This is a genomic window from Loktanella sp. S4079 (assembly GCF_000967725.1).
Taxonomy (GTDB): domain Bacteria; phylum Pseudomonadota; class Alphaproteobacteria; order Rhodobacterales; family Rhodobacteraceae; genus Yoonia.
Map to the genome: position 1 here is coordinate 1218669 of NZ_JXYE01000002.1, position 16810 is coordinate 1235478.

Annotated in this window: 18 protein-coding genes; 14 read left to right on the plus strand and 4 right to left on the minus strand. The window is 54.5% G+C overall.

The genetic code is table 11. From position 1 onward, the window contains the following. Positions 1 to 36: 36 nt before the first annotated feature. The 11 genes from secG to TW80_RS07230 all read left to right on the plus strand — a co-directional run bounded on the left by secG (position 37) and on the right by TW80_RS07230 (position 10384). Positions 37 to 390 carry a preprotein translocase subunit SecG gene (gene secG / locus TW80_RS07180; protein WP_045996568.1) on the plus strand — a complete coding sequence of 118 codons (354 nt, stop codon included), beginning with the start codon at positions 37 to 39 and terminating at the stop codon, positions 388 to 390. A gap of 159 nt (positions 391 to 549) precedes the next feature. Further along, positions 550 to 2193 carry a CTP synthase gene (locus TW80_RS07185; protein ID WP_045996569.1) on the plus strand — a complete coding sequence of 548 codons (1644 nt, stop codon included), beginning with the start codon at positions 550 to 552 and terminating at the stop codon, positions 2191 to 2193. A gap of 42 nt (positions 2194 to 2235) precedes the next feature. After that, on the plus strand, positions 2236 to 3024 hold the full coding sequence (locus TW80_RS07190; protein WP_045996570.1) for a 23S rRNA (adenine(2030)-N(6))-methyltransferase RlmJ: 789 nt from the start codon (positions 2236 to 2238) through the stop codon (positions 3022 to 3024). Positions 3025 to 3060: 36 nt separating this feature from the next. Continuing rightward, a complete protein-coding gene (locus tag TW80_RS07195) occupies positions 3061 to 3495 on the plus strand; it encodes a tellurite resistance TerB family protein (protein ID WP_045996571.1) in 435 nt (144 codons plus the stop codon). Positions 3496 to 3649: 154 nt separating this feature from the next. Then, entirely contained in the window at positions 3650 to 4423 is a 774-nt protein-coding gene (locus tag TW80_RS07200; RefSeq protein ID WP_045996572.1) for an ABC transporter ATP-binding protein, read from the plus strand. Positions 4424 to 4444: 21 nt separating this feature from the next. Then, the gene (locus TW80_RS07205) at positions 4445 to 5170 is read left to right on the plus strand and encodes a transporter substrate-binding domain-containing protein (RefSeq protein ID WP_045996573.1); all 726 of its coding nucleotides are present in this window, start codon (positions 4445 to 4447) and stop codon (positions 5168 to 5170) included. 52 nt (positions 5171 to 5222) lie between these two features. Beyond that, entirely contained in the window at positions 5223 to 6107 is an 885-nt protein-coding gene (locus TW80_RS07210) for an ABC transporter permease (RefSeq protein WP_045996574.1), read from the plus strand. After that, entirely contained in the window at positions 6104 to 6910 is an 807-nt protein-coding gene (locus TW80_RS07215) for an ABC transporter permease (RefSeq protein ID WP_045996575.1), read from the plus strand. The genes TW80_RS07210 and TW80_RS07215 overlap by 4 nt, the downstream gene beginning before the upstream one ends. Then, a complete protein-coding gene (locus TW80_RS07220) occupies positions 6907 to 8238 on the plus strand; it encodes a glutamine synthetase family protein (protein WP_045996576.1) in 1332 nt (443 codons plus the stop codon). Before TW80_RS07215 ends, TW80_RS07220 begins: the two co-directional genes overlap by 4 nt. A 113-nt stretch (positions 8239 to 8351) precedes the next feature. Next, complete coding sequence (locus tag TW80_RS07225; RefSeq protein WP_045996577.1) at positions 8352 to 9035, plus strand: type 1 glutamine amidotransferase; 684 nt, start codon at positions 8352 to 8354, stop codon at positions 9033 to 9035. Beyond that, positions 9032 to 10384 (plus strand): glutamine synthetase family protein, encoded by a 1353-nt coding sequence (locus TW80_RS07230; protein WP_045996578.1) that lies wholly within the window; start codon positions 9032 to 9034, stop codon positions 10382 to 10384. The genes TW80_RS07225 and TW80_RS07230 overlap by 4 nt, the downstream gene beginning before the upstream one ends. On the opposite strand, the gene TW80_RS07235 is transcribed toward TW80_RS07230, so the two are convergent. Then, positions 10381 to 10800 carry a GFA family protein gene (locus TW80_RS07235; RefSeq protein WP_045996579.1) on the minus strand — a complete coding sequence of 140 codons (420 nt, stop codon included), beginning with the start codon at positions 10798 to 10800 and terminating at the stop codon, positions 10381 to 10383. The genes TW80_RS07230 and TW80_RS07235 overlap by 4 nt on opposite strands. 81 nt (positions 10801 to 10881) lie before the next feature. Here TW80_RS07235 and TW80_RS07240 point away from each other — a divergent pair, with 81 nt between their 5' ends. Both TW80_RS07240 and TW80_RS07245 read left to right on the plus strand, forming a co-directional pair. Then, on the plus strand, positions 10882 to 12186 hold the full coding sequence (locus TW80_RS07240) for an NAD(P)/FAD-dependent oxidoreductase (protein ID WP_045996580.1): 1305 nt from the start codon (positions 10882 to 10884) through the stop codon (positions 12184 to 12186). 70 nt (positions 12187 to 12256) lie between these two features. Continuing rightward, positions 12257 to 13441 (plus strand): DegT/DnrJ/EryC1/StrS family aminotransferase, encoded by a 1185-nt coding sequence (locus TW80_RS07245; protein ID WP_045996581.1) that lies wholly within the window; start codon positions 12257 to 12259, stop codon positions 13439 to 13441. On the opposite strand, the gene TW80_RS07250 is transcribed toward TW80_RS07245, so the two are convergent. Next, positions 13438 to 14397 (minus strand): LysR family transcriptional regulator, encoded by a 960-nt coding sequence (locus tag TW80_RS07250; RefSeq protein WP_045996582.1) that lies wholly within the window; start codon positions 14395 to 14397, stop codon positions 13438 to 13440. The two genes, TW80_RS07245 and TW80_RS07250, sit on opposite strands and share 4 nt — an antisense overlap. A gap of 116 nt (positions 14398 to 14513) precedes the next feature. On the opposite strand from TW80_RS07250, the gene TW80_RS07255 reads away from it, so the two are divergent. Further along, positions 14514 to 15881 (plus strand): aminotransferase, encoded by a 1368-nt coding sequence (locus TW80_RS07255; RefSeq protein WP_045996583.1) that lies wholly within the window; start codon positions 14514 to 14516, stop codon positions 15879 to 15881. On the opposite strand, the gene TW80_RS18045 is transcribed toward TW80_RS07255, so the two are convergent. Next, a complete protein-coding gene (locus TW80_RS18045) occupies positions 15878 to 16123 on the minus strand; it encodes a hypothetical protein (RefSeq protein ID WP_045996584.1) in 246 nt (81 codons plus the stop codon). The genes TW80_RS07255 and TW80_RS18045 overlap by 4 nt on opposite strands. An 88-nt stretch (positions 16124 to 16211) precedes the next feature. Beyond that, positions 16212 to 16748, minus strand: a complete 537-nt coding sequence (gene phaR, locus TW80_RS07265) for a polyhydroxyalkanoate synthesis repressor PhaR (protein WP_045997088.1) — start codon at positions 16746 to 16748, stop codon at positions 16212 to 16214. Positions 16749 to 16810 lie beyond the last annotated feature (62 nt).

Here is a 16810-nt window from a genome sequence, read left to right on the forward strand (position 1 = left end):
TACCGCGTGTTCACGCACGCCCCGAAAGGCATCTCGATGGAAAATGTTGTCCTAGTCATTCACCTGATCCTGGCCCTTAGCCTGATTGGTACCGTTCTGTTGCAGCGGTCCGAAGGTGGTGGTCTTGGCATGGGCGGAAGCGCGGGTGCAACAGGTGGGCGCCCTGCCCCCACCGCAATGAGCAAATTCACGTGGATTCTTGCTGTTGCGTTCATCTGCACCTCAATCGCATTGACCTTGATCGCCGCGAGCAATTCTTCGAATTCTTCGGTTGTAGACCGCGTGGACATCACAAACGACGCCGCAGATGATGCGGGTGTCCCTGACCTTGGCGAAAGCTTGCTGCCACCATCCAGCGACGATGCGCCATTGGTTCCATCTGCGGACTAACCACTACTGATTGCCGGGCAATATTGTTCGGCAACATGATCTTGCGTCAGCGGTTGCGCAACTCATCCGAATCCGGTATGAGTTAAATCCCGTGGTGATGCGAATTTCGGCGTTCGTTTTCCAACAATAACTGTAAGTTTTCACGGGGGATCCCTGCTCATGGCGCGTTTCATTTTCATTACAGGTGGCGTTGTTTCGTCGCTTGGCAAAGGGCTCGCCTCGGCCGCGCTTGGGTCACTATTGCAAGCACGCGGATTTTCGGTGCGTTTGCGCAAGCTTGACCCCTATCTGAACGTGGATCCGGGCACGATGTCACCGTTTGAGCATGGCGAAGTATTTGTGACCGATGATGGTGCCGAAACCGACCTCGACCTTGGTCACTATGAGCGTTTCACAGGCGTTCCTGCCCGCAAGACAGATTCGGTCAGCTCTGGTCGCATCTATTCCAACGTTCTCGAAAAAGAGCGCCGTGGCGATTATCTGGGCAAGACCATCCAAGTTGTCCCGCACGTCACCAACGAAATCAAAGATTTCATCAGCATTGGCGAAGACGAAGTTGATTTCATGCTATGTGAAATCGGCGGTACAGTCGGTGACATCGAAGGCCTGCCATTCTTTGAGGCAATCCGACAGTTCAGCCATGACAAACCGCGCGGCCAGTGCATCTTTATGCACCTGACCCTTCTGCCCTACTTGGCGGCAAGTGGTGAGCTGAAAACAAAGCCGACACAGCACAGTGTAAAAGAACTTCAGTCTATTGGTATTGCACCCGATGTTCTGGTTTGCCGCTCAGAACAGCCGATCCCAGAAAAAGAGCGCGAAAAGATTGCGTTGTTCTGTAACGTACGCAAAGAATGCGTTGTTGCAGCCTATGATCTGAAATCAATCTACGAAGCGCCGCTAGCCTATCACGAACAAGGTTTGGATCAGGCCGTTCTGGATGCCTTTGACATTTCGCCAGCACCTTCGCCCAAGCTGGATGTTTGGCATGATGTCTATGACCGCATTCACAACCCCGAAGGCGAAGTCAAAGTTGCCATTGTCGGCAAATACACGCAGCTCGAGGATGCATATAAATCTATTGCAGAGGCCCTGACGCACGGCGGCATGGCCAACCGTGTTAAGGTCAAAATCGAATGGGTCGATGCAGAGCTGTTCGATGACAAAGATGCGACCCCTTACCTCGAAGGTTTCCACGCGATCCTTGTGCCGGGCGGATTTGGCGAACGCGGCACCGAAGGCAAAATCAAAGCCGCGCAATTCGCGCGCGAAAAGAAGATCCCTTACCTCGGCATTTGCTTAGGGATGCAGATGGCCGTGATCGAAGCGGCGCGTAACGTCGCTGGCGTTGATAAGGCCGGCTCAGAAGAGTTTGATCACGAGGCTGGCAAGAAACGGTTTGAACCTGTGGTATATCACCTCAAGGAATGGGTTCAGGGTAACCACAAGGTCGCCCGCAAAGCGGATGACGACAAAGGCGGCACCATGCGTCTTGGCGCCTATACTGCGACCCTGACCGAAGGTTCCAAAGTGGCCGAGGTCTACGGTGATACCTCAATCGAGGAACGCCACCGTCACCGTTATGAGGTTGATACCAAGTATCGCGAGCCTCTGGAAAAAGCTGGTCTTTGCTTCTCGGGTATGTCGCCAGACGGAAAACTGCCTGAGATCGTAGAATGGAAAGACCACCCATGGTTCATCGGTGTTCAGTTCCACCCAGAACTGAAATCCAAACCTTTCGCACCGCACCCGCTGTTTGCTGATTTCGTGCGCGCAGCTGTCGAAGTATCGCGTTTGGTATAACTTGATTGGCGGGCTGTGCCCGCCATCTGCTGAAAGACCACGATGCTGTCATATCAACATAGCTTCCACGCTGGAAACATGGCTGACGTGCACAAGCACGCGCTCTTGGCGTGGTCGCTGGCCTATATGACGCGCAAGGATAAGCCTCTTAGTTATCTAGAAACGCACGCGGGTCGCGGTCTTTATGACCTGACCGATGACGCCGCGGTCAAGACCGGAGAGGCCGCGCAAGGCATATCGATTGCAGCCGATTGGTTCGCGTCAGATCACCCTTATCGTCAAGTGCTCGACCGCATTTGGTCAAAACACGGGGCAGATGCCTATCCCGGCTCTCCACTGGTGGCCGCCGAAAGCCTGCGTCCGATGGACAATATCCATCTTTCTGAATTGCACCCGCAGGAATTCGCAGCCTTGCGCGAAAACATGGCCCCTTATGGTGGGGTCTATCGTCAGCGGGACGGCTGGGAAATGGCGATGTCCATGTGTCCGCCCGAACCACGTCGCGGCCTACTGCTGATTGACCCCTCGTTCGAGGTCAAATCAGATTATCAAAGCATTCCCACCACGATTTCGAAACTCCATCGCAAATGGGGCGTTGGGGTGATCTTACTGTGGTATCCGATACTGACAGATGCCCCTCACAAGCCGATGATCAAATCGCTGCAAAGGGCCTTGCCGGATGCCGAAGTGTCCGAGATGTCCTTTCCGCCAGCCCGACCTGGTCACCGCATGGTGGGATCTGGCATCTTTGCCGTCAACGCGCCCTATGGCTTCGCCGAAGAAGCCGCGCGGCTTGCACGCCTTTTTCACGAAAACCTGAAGCCTGCCTGACTGTGCAGACCTAACCCAAGGGACTATGTAGACGATATGTTTAGTGATTTCCTGCGACGTTTGACCTCTCCGGCTCCACAACCGCTGTCTGACCCTGATGCGCGGCTCGCGATTGGGGCGCTTTTGGTGCGTTTGGCACGTGCAGATGGTGACTACGCCGCCGAGGAAATCACCCAGATTGATCGCGCATTGTCCGCCCGCTATGGTCTGAGCGCGCAAGAGGCGGCATCGCTGCGGACGGATTGCGAAGCAATCGAAGCCGATGCCCCTGACACGGTACGCTTTACGCGGGCGATCAAGGATGCGGTTGATCACGATCACCGCCTGTCCGTGATCGAGGCGATGTGGTCTGTCGTTCTTGCCGATGGCGTGCGTGATGAAGAAGAAGACAGCAACATGCGCATGATCGCCAATTTGCTCGGGATTAGCGACCAAGATAGCAACGCCGCACGACTGCGCGTCACACCCTGACTATCCGCTTACTGCCGCAAAAGGTATCAAATCCGCCGCATCCGCCCATGCGGACGCGTGTAAGATTTGCCAACCAATGTTGACGCGATGCGAGCGTTGCAAAAACCAAAAAAATAAGCCCTAATCGCCAGCACAAACAACAAAGCGACCCAACGTGACTGATCAAGCCCCCGTTATTGAAATCCGCGACCTTCACAAAGCCTATGGCGATCTGGAGGTGCTCAAAGGCGTCGACATTTCCGCCCCTGCTGGGCATGTGATTTCTTTGATTGGATCTTCGGGATCAGGTAAATCAACGCTTTTGCGCTGCGCCAACCTGCTCGAGGATAGCCAGCAAGGCGAAGTGCTTTTTTGCGGGGAACCCGTCAAATGGAAGGGCACGGGCGCACATCGCAAACCCGGCGATCACAACCAGCTCATTCGGATTCGCACAAATCTATCCATGGTGTTTCAACAGTTTAACCTATGGGCACATATGACAATTTTGGAAAACGTCATGGAAGCCCCGGTTACCGTGCTGAAACGCGACAAAGCTGAGGTCGAAGACGCCGCGCGCAAGTATCTGACAAAGGTCGGGATCGGTGATAAATGCGATGTCTATCCCGCACAGCTTTCTGGTGGACAACAACAGCGTGCAGCCATCGCACGCGCATTGTGCATGGAACCCAAAGCGCTGCTATTCGATGAACCCACCAGCGCGCTTGATCCTGAATTGGAACAAGAAGTGGTCAAAGTGATCAAAGATCTGGCGAACGAAGGCCGGACCATGCTGATTGTGACGCATGACATGCGTATGGCGGCGGACGTCAGCGACCACGTTGTATTCTTGCACCAAGGTAAGATCATCGAAGAGGGCGCACCTGACGTTCTGTTTGGACAACCAAAAACCGACCGGCTTCGCGGGTTTCTTTCCGCGACGGTCTCATAATCATCAATTGGGAGAAAACTGATGAAAAACCTGATCCTAAGCACTGCTGTGCTGGCCGTTGCGGGCACAATGGCGATGGCCGAAGGCCACTCTGTTGTCCGTCTGGGCACCGAGGGCGCCTACCCTCCATATAACTTCATCAACGACGCTGGTGAGGTTGATGGTTTTGAGCGCGAACTCGGCGATGAGCTTTGCGCACGCGCAGAACTGACTTGCGAGTGGGTCACCAACGAATGGGACAGCATCATTCCAAACCTCGTGTCTGGTAACTACGATGCGATCATCGCAGGCATGTCCATCACTGACGAGCGCAAAGAAGTCATCGACTTCTCGGAAAACTACACACAGCCTGATCCATCTGCTTTCCTCGCGCTGAGCGAAATCGAACTGTCCGGTGCGATCATCGCAGCACAGGCCAGCACAATTCAAGCAGCATACGTTGCTGAAATGGAAGGTGCGACCCTTCTGGAATTCGCAACTCCTGATGAATCAGTTGCAGCTGTGAAAAACGGCGAAGCTGACGCTGTTCTGGCTGACAAAGCGTTCTTGCTGCCAATCGCAGAATCTGACGCAGAAGTATCCCTGATCGGCGAAGATGTCTTGATCGGTGGTGGTATTGGTCTGGGTGTCCGTCAAAGCGACACAGAGCTGCGTGACAAGTTCACTGCTGCGATCCAATCAATGAAAGCAGACGGCACATTGAACGAGTTGATCGTTAAGTGGCTGCCAGACTCCGCTACATTCTAAAATTCTTGAGGGGGCGTTGCGCCCCCTCATCCCACCCGACTGGTGAACTTCCATTTTTAGTTACTGTACAGACCCCGCCAGCCTTGAAGGTTTTCAATGGCTTAGCTGCTACCTGACAACGGGCAAGCACATGTCGATGTATTACGCATTCGGCACGGTGTTGCTGTTGCTTGGTATTACGGCCCCTGTCGCGCTGTCGTTTGGATTTGCCGGTGCATCGGCTGCCCGCAGCCATATCGCCCCGCTTCGCTGGATCGGGCAAACCTATATCGCGATTGTCCGTGGCATCCCCGACATCGCGTTCTTCTTGTTCTTTGTGATTGCACTGGATCAAGGTTTCGAATTCATCCGCCACAAAATCAAATGCCCCGACTGGGACGAACCCATTCGGCAGGGCAATGACTTTGTGGTTTGTACCGCTGCAAAACTACCGCTCGGCAATGCACCGCAATGGGTGCATGAAACCTATGGCTTTGCGCTGGCGGTGCTGACATTCTCGATCGTATTTGGGGCATTTGCTGCAAATGTTCTGCTGGGGGCGATGCGTGCGGTCCCGCTTGGCCAGCTTGAGACAGCACAGGCCTATGGCATGACTCGTCGCCAGACATTCTGGCGCATTCTGGTCCCGCAGATGTGGGTCTACGCCCTACCCGGCCTTTCAAACCTATGGATGGTCCTCATTAAGGCGACCCCTCTGTTGTTCCTGCTGGGCGTCGAGGACATCGTTTATTGGGCCCGCGAACTTGGTGGTTCAAAGCGGCCGCAATTTACAGATTACCCACACCCTGACTGGCGAATGTGGTATTTCCTTGCCTTGCTCGTGTTCTACCTCGCGTTTACCAAAGTGTCAGAAGTCGTTCTGAACCGTATCATGGCACGCCTGTCAAAAGGTCAAGCAACCGCCGCAGGCGAAGCACAGCGAAAGGCAGCGGCATGAGCTGTTGGGAAACAATCATCGACTATGGGCTTCGGAGCCAAGGCATTGGCGAACGCCTCTTGCCACGCAGCGACTTTACGCTTTGCCAGCAGTTCACGCTGATCGGGTCAGGCATGATCTGGAACATCTACTTTGGGATCGTCGCCCTTTGTACTGGGTTCTTTTTGGCGACGGCCGTGGCATTGGGTAAGGCGTCGCATTCAGTCTACCTGCGCAAACCGGCAGAGTGGTTCATCTTTGTGTTTCGGGGATCTCCGCTCTTTATCCAGTTCTTTTTCGCCTACTTCCTGTTTCTTAGCCTCAAGTCCCAGTTCCCTATCTTTAGTCCACTGACTTCGGCTTGGGCAGGGGCGCTGGTGGTACTGTTCCTGAATACGGCTGCCTACTCGGGCGAAATATTTTACGGCGCATTGCTGTCTATTCCAAAGGGCGAGATCGAAGCCGCTGACGCCTATGGCCTGTCTGGCTGGGCGCGTTTCCGGCGGGTCATCTGGCCGACCATGCTCCGGCTTGCTTGGCCCGCGTATACAAACGAAGCGATCTTTTTGTTTCACGCCACAACGCTGGTATTCTTTTCAGGATTTCCCGCATTCCAACAACGCGGTGATGCGTTGTACTATGCGAATTACTTTGCGGATAAATCCTTTAACCCATTCATTCCCTACCCGATCTTGGCCGGCTATTTCATCGTACTGACGCTAATCGTGATTGGATTGTTTGGATTGGTGAATACCCGGCTCAATCGCCACCTACCTCAGGCGCGGCGCAAGAAGCTGAGGATCAGACCTCAGATTCTAAGATGAGCTGGCTCGATGATCATCCAGACGTCAAACACGTCAGATGCGGCGTTGCTGATCTGAACGGCCAAGCGCGTGGTAAACGTGTCCCGCGCCGCTTTGCGCAAAAGATGGAAACCGAAGGCACTCGGTTTCCACTATCGGTCCTAAACCTAGATATCTGGGGCGAAGACATCGACGACAGCCCACTCGTCTTGGAAAGCGGCGATGCAGATGGCGTCCTCAAACCGACAGAACGTGGCTACGTGCCGATGCCGTGGCTGTCTTCGCCCGCTGCGATCCTGCCCGTTTGGGCCTATCACGATGACGGTACGCCATTTACTGGCGATCCCCGACATGCCTTGGCCGCAGTGATCGCACGCTATGCGGAACGGGGGATGACCCCTGTGGTTGCGACCGAGATGGAGTTCTATCTGGTTGACGATTCCGGGCGTGAGATCCGACAGCCCAAATCGCCAAAATCAGGCAAGCGTCGCGCCGGTGCCGAAATACTTTCGCTTAGGGCGTTAGACGCCTTTGATCAGTTTTTTAATGAACTGTACGACGCCTGCGATGCAATGGGCATTCCGGCCGAGGCCGCCATTTCCGAAGGCGGGATCGGACAGTTCGAAGTGAACCTCGAACATGTGCCCGATGCTTTGCGCGCGGCGGATGACGCATGGCTGTTCAAGATGCTGGTGCGCGGACTAGCCCGCAATCACGGTATGGCCGCCAGTTTTATGGCGAAACCATACACAGATTATGCTGGCAACGGGCTGCACACCCATTTTTCCATCGTTGATAAGGATGGCCAGAACCTCTTTGCTGATGATCGTCCGGGCGGCAAAGCCCTGCTGGAAAATGCCATTGCGGGATGCCTCGCTGGGGTTCGCGATCTGGGGCTGGTCTTTGCACCGCATGGCAATAGCTATGAACGGCTGGTGCCCGGCAATCACGCGCCCACCAGCATTTGCTGGGCGTTTGACAATCGTACCGCGCTTGTCCGTGTTCCGGGTGGTAGCCCCAATGCACGCCGGATCGAACACCGCGCCGCCGGTGGGGATGTGAACCCCTATCTATTCTTAGCCGCAACTTTGGGCTCCGCGCTGGTTGGGATCGAAGACCAGTTGACACCCCCCGCCCCGGTAAGCGGCAATGCCTACGCCCAAGACCTGCCCCAAGTTGCCAAGACATGGAACGAGGCGATCGATGCATTTGAAGCAAGTGCATTTGTGCCGCGTGTTTTTGATGCGCAACTCATCGACAATCTCTTGCGCACGAAACGCCAAGAAATGCGGCATTTCGATCAGCTCAGCGCAGAAGAGCAGCTCGATCTTTATCTCGACACTGTTTGACACCCGATAAAATGTGACAGGTCGCAGCGAAGGATTTTAGCTAAAATCCTTCGTGCTTGCGGCGGTGAGTGCGGCAATGTAGCGTGAATCGAAACCTCAACTATGGTGACTTCATGCACATCGGCATTCTCCAAACGGGCCACGCACCAGATGAACTGCGCCCCGATGTCGGCGACTTCTCTGATCTTTTTCAAACGCTCCTCAGCGGTCACGGATTTACATTTCACGTCTTCAACGTGGTGGATATGGATTTCCCGGCCTCAAAAACGGCCTGCGATGGTTGGCTCATTACAGGATCCAAACATGGTGCCTATGAGGACCACCCATTTATCCCCCCGCTTGAGAAATTGATCCAAGAGATATTTGCGGCCGATATCCCGCTTGTGGGAGTTTGCTTTGGGCACCAAATCATTGCCCAAGCATTGGGCGGTAAGGTGGAAAAATTTGCTGACGGATGGGCCGTGGGTCGACAGATCTATGACCTAAACGGCACAGAAATTGCGTTGAATGCATGGCATCAAGATCAGGTAACAACCGCGCCAGAGAGTGCGACCGTGGTTGGCAGCAATCCGTTCTGCGCCAATGCCGCCCTACTGTACGACCGGCGCGCCTTTACCATTCAGCCGCATCCTGAATTCACGGCGCCTGTCGTCGATGGATTGGTCAAATACCGTGGCCCCGGTAACGTCCCTGACGCCCAATTAGCCGAGGTTGCTGCCAATCTAGATAAGCCAAACGACAGTGCATTGATCGCCGCGCAGATCGCGCATTTCTTTAAAGAAAGACATTTGGAATGAGTTGGATCGACAAAATCCCCCCAGCGGCACGGACCTACATCGAGAACAACCGTTTGGACGAGGTTGAATGTGTGATCGCCGATCTGCCAGGCATCGCACGCGGCAAGGCCGTACCCGCAGGCAAATGGGAAAAGCAGTCGCATTTCCACTTACCAAATTCGATTTTTTTTCAGACGATCACCGGCGATTGGGGCGAAGCCCCCGGTCAGGATGGTTTTCTCGAACCTGATATGATCCTCAAGCCAGATCTATCGACGGCAACAGCGGCCCCTTGGGCAGATGACGGCACACTTCAGGTGATCCATGATGCCTACGACCAAAAAGGTCGGCCTGTCGCATTTTCCCCCCGCAACGTACTGCGCCGTGTCGTATCCTTGTACGAAGCCGAAGGCTGGAAACCTGTGGTCGCCCCCGAGATGGAATTCTACCTCGTTGGGCGCAATATCGACCCCGCAAAACCAATCGAACCGATGATGGGGCGCACGGGGCGTCCTGCAGCGGGACGGCAAGCCTATTCCATGTCCGCCGTTGATGATTACGGCCCCGTTATTGACGACATCTATGAATACGCCGAGGTGCAAGGTTTTGAAATCGACGGCATCACCCAAGAGGGTGGCGCGGGTCAGCTCGAGATTAACTTGCGCCACGGTAACCCGATCAAACTCGCCGATGAGGTATTTTACTTTAAACGTTTGATCCGCGAGGCAGCCCTAAAACATGATTGCTTTGCCACGTTCATGGCCAAACCAATCGAAGGTGAACCAGGCAGCGCCATGCATGTGCACCACTCAGTTAGTGATGCGGATGGGCGTAACATCTTTACCGGCCCTCAGGGCGGTGAGACTGACGCGTTCTTTCACTTTATTGGTGGCTTGCAGGAATATATGCCCAGCGCCGTCGCGCTGATTGCCCCATATGTGAATAGCTATCGCCGCTATGTGCCAGACAGTGCGGCGCCTGTGAACCTTGAGTGGGGCCGTGACAACCGAACAACTGGTATTCGTATTCCGATCAGTGATCCCGCCGCCCGACGGATCGAAAACCGTCTACCCGGAATGGATTGCAATCCATACCTGTGTATCGCTGCCTCATTGGCTTGTGGTTATCTGGGGCTAAAAAATGAAATCTGGCCCGACAAACGCTGGCGCGGAGAAGCATATGAATCCGAGGCCGAAATTTCGGGATCGCTGAGCGAGGCACTTGACCTGTTTGAAGAATGCAAAGCATTACACGAAGTGCTCGGCCCCGAATTTGCGAATGTCTATTCGGTGGTGAAACGGCTGGAATACAAGGAATTCCTCCAAGTTATCAGCCCTTGGGAACGCGAGCATCTGTTGCTGAACGTCTAGTTTCGATCAAACCTCAGGACGCCTGCGATCTGGTCCGCGTCAGGATAATCCGTTGGGTGCTGCACGCCATTGTTGACAATGACCTGATCAAAATCAAACGGGCTGACTCCGGCCAGACAAGCAGCGTTCACGCCATACTCATTGGGGTTTGAACGCCGCTTGTGGTGGGTATAGATGCCGCAAACTGAACAAAAATAATGCTCTGCCGTCTTGGTGTTGAATTGATAGAGTTTCAGCACCTCTTGGCCCGAGACAATTTTCAGGCCGTCCAATGGTGCCGTCAAAGCAACGGCACCCCGCATCGCGCAATATGAACAGGTACATCGCCGTGCTGAATCTAGACCGCCTTGTAGTGTCACTTCGAACTGAACAGCGCCGCAATGGCAGGCGGCTTGATGAATATCTTGTGTTGGCATCTCTGATACTTTCAGCTTGGATTGCCACCAAGCTTACGCCAGCCTACCAATATTACAATTACCGATGCTGTGGATCGACGCATGAACCCCCTATACCGTAATGACGCCCCCGGAGAGTTCCCCTCAAGCTGGTACGCCGCGAGTACAGATATCCCGCAGGAACGCCCGCCATTGGATCACGATATCGCAGTTGATGTCTGTGTGATTGGTGCAGGTTTTACGGGGCTTTCCGCCGCACGTGTGCTTGCTGAAAAAGGATTGCATGTTGTTGTTGTTGACGCTCATCGGGCAGGCTTCGGCGCATCGGGGCGTAATGGTGGTCAGGTTGGCAGCGGATATAACGCAGCACAGTCCAGTTTGGCCGCAAAGTTGGGGCCAGATGCAGCGGCAGCGCTTTGGTCGCTCGCCGAAGAGGCGAAATCTGCCCTACGCCAGCTATGCGAAACGCAAATCCCCGAGGCGCGCTATCGTCCGGGCGTTGCCCACGGCTTCTATAACGCCAAAGAAGCGGACAGCTACGCCGCAGATGCGTCTTATCTGTCTGACGTCTACGGCTACGACCAGATAACGGTGATGAACCCGCAGGAAATGCAAGAGGTCGTGCGTTCACCGCTCTATCAAGGTGGGCTACTGGATATGGGTGCAGGTCATATTCACCCACTGCGCTACGTCTTTGGGCTGGCGCGTCTGGCCGAAACGGCAGGTGCCGTCATCTATGAACGCACCGAAGTCACCCATATTGAGCAGGGGAATCCTGTGAAACTCCGCACACCAAGGGGCACGATTACAGCAGACCATCTCATTATCGCGGGCAACGGATACCTGCCCAACATCGAACCCAAAACCGCTGCAAAGGTGATGCCGATCAATAGTTTTATCTGCGCAACCGAGCCTTTGGGTGACCGTGCGGCGCAGGTTCTCGCGCGTGATATCGCGGTGGCCGATAGCAAATTTGTCGTGAATTATTACCGTATGTCCGAAGACAATCGTTTCTTGTTTGGAGGCCGCGAGAGTTATTCCATCGGCTTTCCAAAGGACATCAATACCGCCCTGATCCAACGCATGACCCACCTGTTCCCACAGCTAAAGGGTGTGAGTATTGACTACGTTTGGGGCGGGACACTTGGCATCACTATGACCCGCCTGCCCGCGCTTCAACGTGTTGCGCCAAATATTCTGTCCGGGGGCGGATTTTCTGGGCATGGTGTCGCCCTGTCTGGCCTTGCAGGCAAAGTCATGGCCGAAGCAATCGCAGGACAAGCGGGCCGATTTGATACGCTCACTGGGCTCAAGGTTCCCAATTTTCCAGGCGGCCCAACAATGCGCGCGCCTCTCTTGACGCTTGCGATGACATGGTACGCGCTGCGTGATCGGTTAGGTATCTAACTGTCATAGATTTGTTAATCCGACTGTGTTAGGTTTTATCGAATTCTACTTTCGGGAAAGCCAAAACTCTATGTCTGAAGTACCAAACGTCTATGATACAGAACCTATCCCAACCGCCGCAATGGATGAGGTGAACCGCATCCTACAATCTGGCGACCTCTTTCGGTACACCTCTGACAACTCGCCCGTTGCCCTGCTAGAGCAAGAATTTGCTGAAAAGCTCGGCAGCAAATATGCGCTGGCAGTATCCTCATGTTCCGCCGCATTGTTTTTGTCGCTCAAGGCGCTTGGCCTGCCGCGCGACGCTCGGGTGATGATCCCTGCCTTTACATTTGGTGCGGTGCCATCAGCCGTTGTGCATGCCGATTGCATTCCTGTTTTGTGTGAATGTGGTGACAATTATCGCATTGATCTCGACGATTTTGCCGCCAAACTGCCGCACGTGGACGCCGTGATCATCAGCCATATGCGCGGACATACCTCTGATATGGATGCGATCATGCAGCTATGTGATGACGCTGGCGTTCCAGTGGTCGAAGACGCCGCGCATTCATTGGGTACGCAATGGGATGGCCGCAACATCGGCACGATCGGAAAAATCGGCTGCTTCAGCTTTCAGTCCTACAAGCTGCTAAACGCAGGTGAAGGCGGCATCATGATCACAGATGATCCTAATCTGATCGCCCGCGCGGTGATTATGTCTGGCGCCTATGAACATAACTGGAAAAAGCACCCGGTCCTCTTGAACAGCTTTGCCAAATGGCAAAACAAACTGCCGCTATATAACCAACGGCTCAATAACTTATCGGCAACATTGATCCGGCCCCAGCTTAATGAATTGCAACGCCGCGTGACAGACGGGCGACGCAATCATGACCACGTCGCCAGCCAACTGAACCAGTCAGCTTGGCTCAGCGTTCCGGATTCACTGCCTAAAGAAGAGCGAGCGCCAGATTCCATCCAGTTCAACCTTGTTGATATGACGGATACGGATACCGCACGCTTTGTCGAGGCAGCCGCCGCCGCAGGCGTGAAAATTCAGGTCTTTGGCCAAAGCCCCGATAACGCCCGCGCCTATTGGAACTGGCAGTTCATCGGTGAAATCCCCGACCTACCCAAGACCCGTGCAATGCTGATGAAGGCATGTGACGTGCGGCTACCTGCGCGGCTGACGCTAGACGAGTGTGATGTAATCGCGCAAATCATTGTTGATGCAGCGACCGCGACAATGACGCCCGCCCGCGCCTACGGCTAAAGCACGCGCAACTGATCGTGGAGCCATGGATAGCGCTTCACAGCCGGCCCCACGATCTTGTCCTTGAGCAAGGGTTTGATCCGTGCCGCGATCGTCGTCGGCATATCTGCCAAAATATCGCGGCGCGCCGTCAATGAAATCGTGCGCGTCAGCGGCGGAAATGGCAGCGGATGCAGATCAACATCATCGCTAAATCGCTGCGCCCGCAAGCACCCAAGGGGCGTCAGGATCGTCCATCCCGAACCAGCGGCAACCATCGCCATAATCGCGTGATAACTGTCCAGTTCGAACCGATGCGTTATACGCAGGTTTTGCCGCGCCAGATGCGCCGTGATCAATCGCCCCATGTAATGCCGCGTCGTATATTGAATGAGCTGCATGCGGCGTAGCTGCTCTCCGATGTTCTCGCCTGTTAAGGCACCTTTGGGCGTCGCGACAACAAAGGGTTCCTCGAGCAACGGATGCACCTCCATTCCAGCGCTCGCCTGCCCCATGTCGCCTGCAACAATCACATCCAACGCCCGGCTATCCAAAAGGTCGAACAATCGGTGCGATGCGCCAGTTTCCAGCAAGAACTGACAGTTTCTCAAGTCGTCGCTCATGCCGGTGAGCAAGCCCGGCGTTACATCGGCGTCGAAATCTTCGATCATTCCAAGGCGAAACCGTGTAAGGCGACTAAAATCGGCAACAGCCAGTTCCGCTTTGGCCTGATCCGCCTCGTTTAGGATCGTATTCGCACGGCGCAAGAACATCTCGCCCGCAGGTGTCAATGTCACCGGACGTTCGCTTCGGTTCAGCAGGGTCGCGCCAATCGCCCCTTCGAGGTTGGTGATTTGCTGACTAACAGTCGCGGCCGAGCTTCCCAATCGGCGCGCGGCCCCTGAAATCGAGGCCTCTTCTGCTGTGGCAACAAACACCTCGACACCCCAAAGCGTGATCTTACCAGTTGTCGCCATTTTATCCCCCGTTTCTTGCGGCCAAGCTATGGTGAAATACGCGCCACATCAATCAGGACATTGTAAGGTCTGAAAGACAGGCATATCGTTTTCTCAGACAATTCATGAGGTCAAAAATGTCTAACGACATCCCCAACAGCTGGGAAAACCGCGCTGACGAAAACAGCTTTTATGGTTTTACCGATCTGCCCACAGTCAAAGAGCGCGGCACCGTCGTCTTGACGCATGGCAAAGGCCCCTATGTCTATGACGTGCGCGGGCGCGAATATCTGGATGCGAACTCTGGTCTATGGAACATGGTTGCCGGGTTTGATCATCCGGGCCTTATCGCAGCCGCAAAGGCTCAATATGATCGGTTTCCCGGCTATCACGCGTTTTTTGGGCGCATGTCGGATCGGACCGTGATGCTTTCGGAGAAGCTCGTCGAAGTATCGCCCTTTGCCCGTGGCAAGGTTTTCTATACCAATTCCGGCTCTGAAGCGAACGACACTATGGTCAAAATGCTTTGGTTCTTAGGCCAATCAGAGGGATATCCGCAAAAACGCAAGATCCTCACCCGACAGAATGCCTATCACGGGGTGACGGCGGTTTCAGCTTCAATGACTGGTAAGCCCTACAACAGTGTATTTGGCTTGCCGTTGGATGGGTTTATTCATCTGTCGTGCCCACATTACTGGCGTTTCGGCCAAGCGGGCGAAAGCGAAGCTGAATTTACAGCCCGCATGGCTGCCGAACTTGAGGAAACGATCCAACGCGAAGGCGCGGACACGATTGCTGGTTTCTTTGCAGAGCCCGTTATGGGTGCGGGCGGTGTCATTCCACCGTCAGCCGGGTATTTTCAGGCCATCCAACCCATTCTCAAGAAATACGGGATTCCCCTGATCGCAGATGAAGTGATTACAGGTTTTGGCCGCACGGGTGAAACTTGGGGCTGTCAAACCTACGATTTTGTCCCCGATGCGATAATTTCGTCCAAGAACCTCACCGCAGGGTTCTTTCCTATGGGCGCTGTGATCTTGGGGCCGGAACTGGCGGATCGTCTGCAAGCCGCATCAGAAGCCATCGAAGAGTTCCCACACGGTTTCACCGCATCTGGCCATCCTGTCGGCTGCGCCATTGCGCTCAAAGCGATTGACGTCGTGATGAACGAAGGTTTGGCGGAAAACGTGCGCGCCCTGACCCCGCTGTTTGAGGAAGGCATGGCGCGTCTGGCCGAAAAGAAAAACATTGGTGAATGGCGCGGCAAGGGATTGATGGGCGCGCTCGAGGCTGTGGCAGATAAAGAGACTAAGACACCTTTTGATGGATCATTGTCAGTCAGTGAGCGCATCGCAAATGCCTGTACAGATCAGGGGCTAATCTGCCGACCGCTTGGACAAGCCGTGGTGCTTTGCCCGCCGTTCATCTTTACACCCGCTCATATGGACGAAATGTTCAGTAAGCTGGAAAAGGCGCTGGACGGCGTCTTTGCATCTGTCGCTTAAGCGCATGTTAACCATCGCTGCAGCAAGCTGTAGCGATGGAACACCGTATGTCTCAACATCAGCGCCAGCGCGATTGGCTGGCGCAAATCTTTGATTGCCGCGCCGCCCATACCGAAGGCGTCATACGTCGTCAGATTATCGACGTTGAACGTGAAATTGGGGTTCAAGCGCTCATCAGAGAGGTCAGGCGCCGCGGCTTTCGCCTTATCCGAACGCGGCACTACTTTGTCATCGTTTGCCACGATGCCCCTGTCGCATTGCTGTGCTGAGAACGATCAAATCTAGCAAGATTTGATCTGTCAGAAGGAATTTCTAGAAATTCCTTCGCCGCTATTTGCTCATCTTCGCGAGTTTTTCCTGCAATGCCGCAAGCTGATCTTTGATTTCGCCCAGATCATCGCTTTCCTTTTCAGGCACGCTGCTCGTGGGCATCATGCCTCCGGTCATCGCTTTGAAAAACGCAGCCTGTTGGGCCTGCATCGCCTCGAGCCCGGGCATCCCTGCCAATGGTCCAGCCTTGCCCAAGTTATCGAGGACTTTGGACTGTCCTTCACGCAACATCTCGAAACTCGCCTGCAAGAAATCGGGCACCACAGACGCCGCTTGGCTGGTGTAGCTGCGCACCAAATCGGTCAACACATCAACAGGCAGCACGCTTTCGCCACGGCTTTCGTGTTCGGCAATAATCTGAAGCAGATATTGACGCGTCAGGTCATCCCCTGATTTCAGATCAACGATCTGTACCTCACGCCCTTCACGAATGAACAGCGCGATATCTTCAAGCGTCACGTAGTCGCTTGTTTCCGTGTTATACAAACGTCGGCTCGCGTAGCGCTTGATAAGAAGCGGTTTATTTGTGTCGGCCACAGCGATCCCTCCCAAGATATATTGCAGTGCAGAGAAGCCTATGCCGCGTCTGCGCAAAAAGA

Bases quoted from the DNA above. Each gene is read 5' to 3' on its own strand.
- TW80_RS07205 (WP_045996573.1), top strand. From the start codon at position 4,445: ATGAAAAACCTGATCCTAAGCACTGCTGTGCTGGCCGTTGCGGGCACA.
- TW80_RS07250 (WP_045996582.1), bottom strand. From the start codon at position 14,397: ATGGCGACAACTGGTAAGATCACGCTTTGGGGTGTCGAGGTGTTTGTT.
- TW80_RS07195 (WP_045996571.1), top strand. From the start codon at position 3,061: ATGTTTAGTGATTTCCTGCGACGTTTGACCTCTCCGGCTCCACAACCG.
- TW80_RS07235 (WP_045996579.1), bottom strand. From the start codon at position 10,800: ATGCCAACACAAGATATTCATCAAGCCGCCTGCCATTGCGGCGCTGTT.
- TW80_RS07220 (WP_045996576.1), top strand. From the start codon at position 6,907: ATGAGCTGGCTCGATGATCATCCAGACGTCAAACACGTCAGATGCGGC.
- TW80_RS07230 (WP_045996578.1), top strand. From the start codon at position 9,032: ATGAGTTGGATCGACAAAATCCCCCCAGCGGCACGGACCTACATCGAG.
- TW80_RS07245 (WP_045996581.1), top strand. From the start codon at position 12,257: ATGTCTGAAGTACCAAACGTCTATGATACAGAACCTATCCCAACCGCC.
- TW80_RS07255 (WP_045996583.1), top strand. From the start codon at position 14,514: ATGTCTAACGACATCCCCAACAGCTGGGAAAACCGCGCTGACGAAAAC.
- TW80_RS07185 (WP_045996569.1), top strand. From the start codon at position 550: ATGGCGCGTTTCATTTTCATTACAGGTGGCGTTGTTTCGTCGCTTGGC.
- TW80_RS07215 (WP_045996575.1), top strand. From the start codon at position 6,104: ATGAGCTGTTGGGAAACAATCATCGACTATGGGCTTCGGAGCCAAGGC.
- TW80_RS07240 (WP_045996580.1), top strand. From the start codon at position 10,882: ATGAACCCCCTATACCGTAATGACGCCCCCGGAGAGTTCCCCTCAAGC.
- TW80_RS07225 (WP_045996577.1), top strand. From the start codon at position 8,352: ATGCACATCGGCATTCTCCAAACGGGCCACGCACCAGATGAACTGCGC.
- TW80_RS07190 (WP_045996570.1), top strand. From the start codon at position 2,236: ATGCTGTCATATCAACATAGCTTCCACGCTGGAAACATGGCTGACGTG.
- secG (WP_045996568.1), top strand. From the start codon at position 37: ATGGAAAATGTTGTCCTAGTCATTCACCTGATCCTGGCCCTTAGCCTG.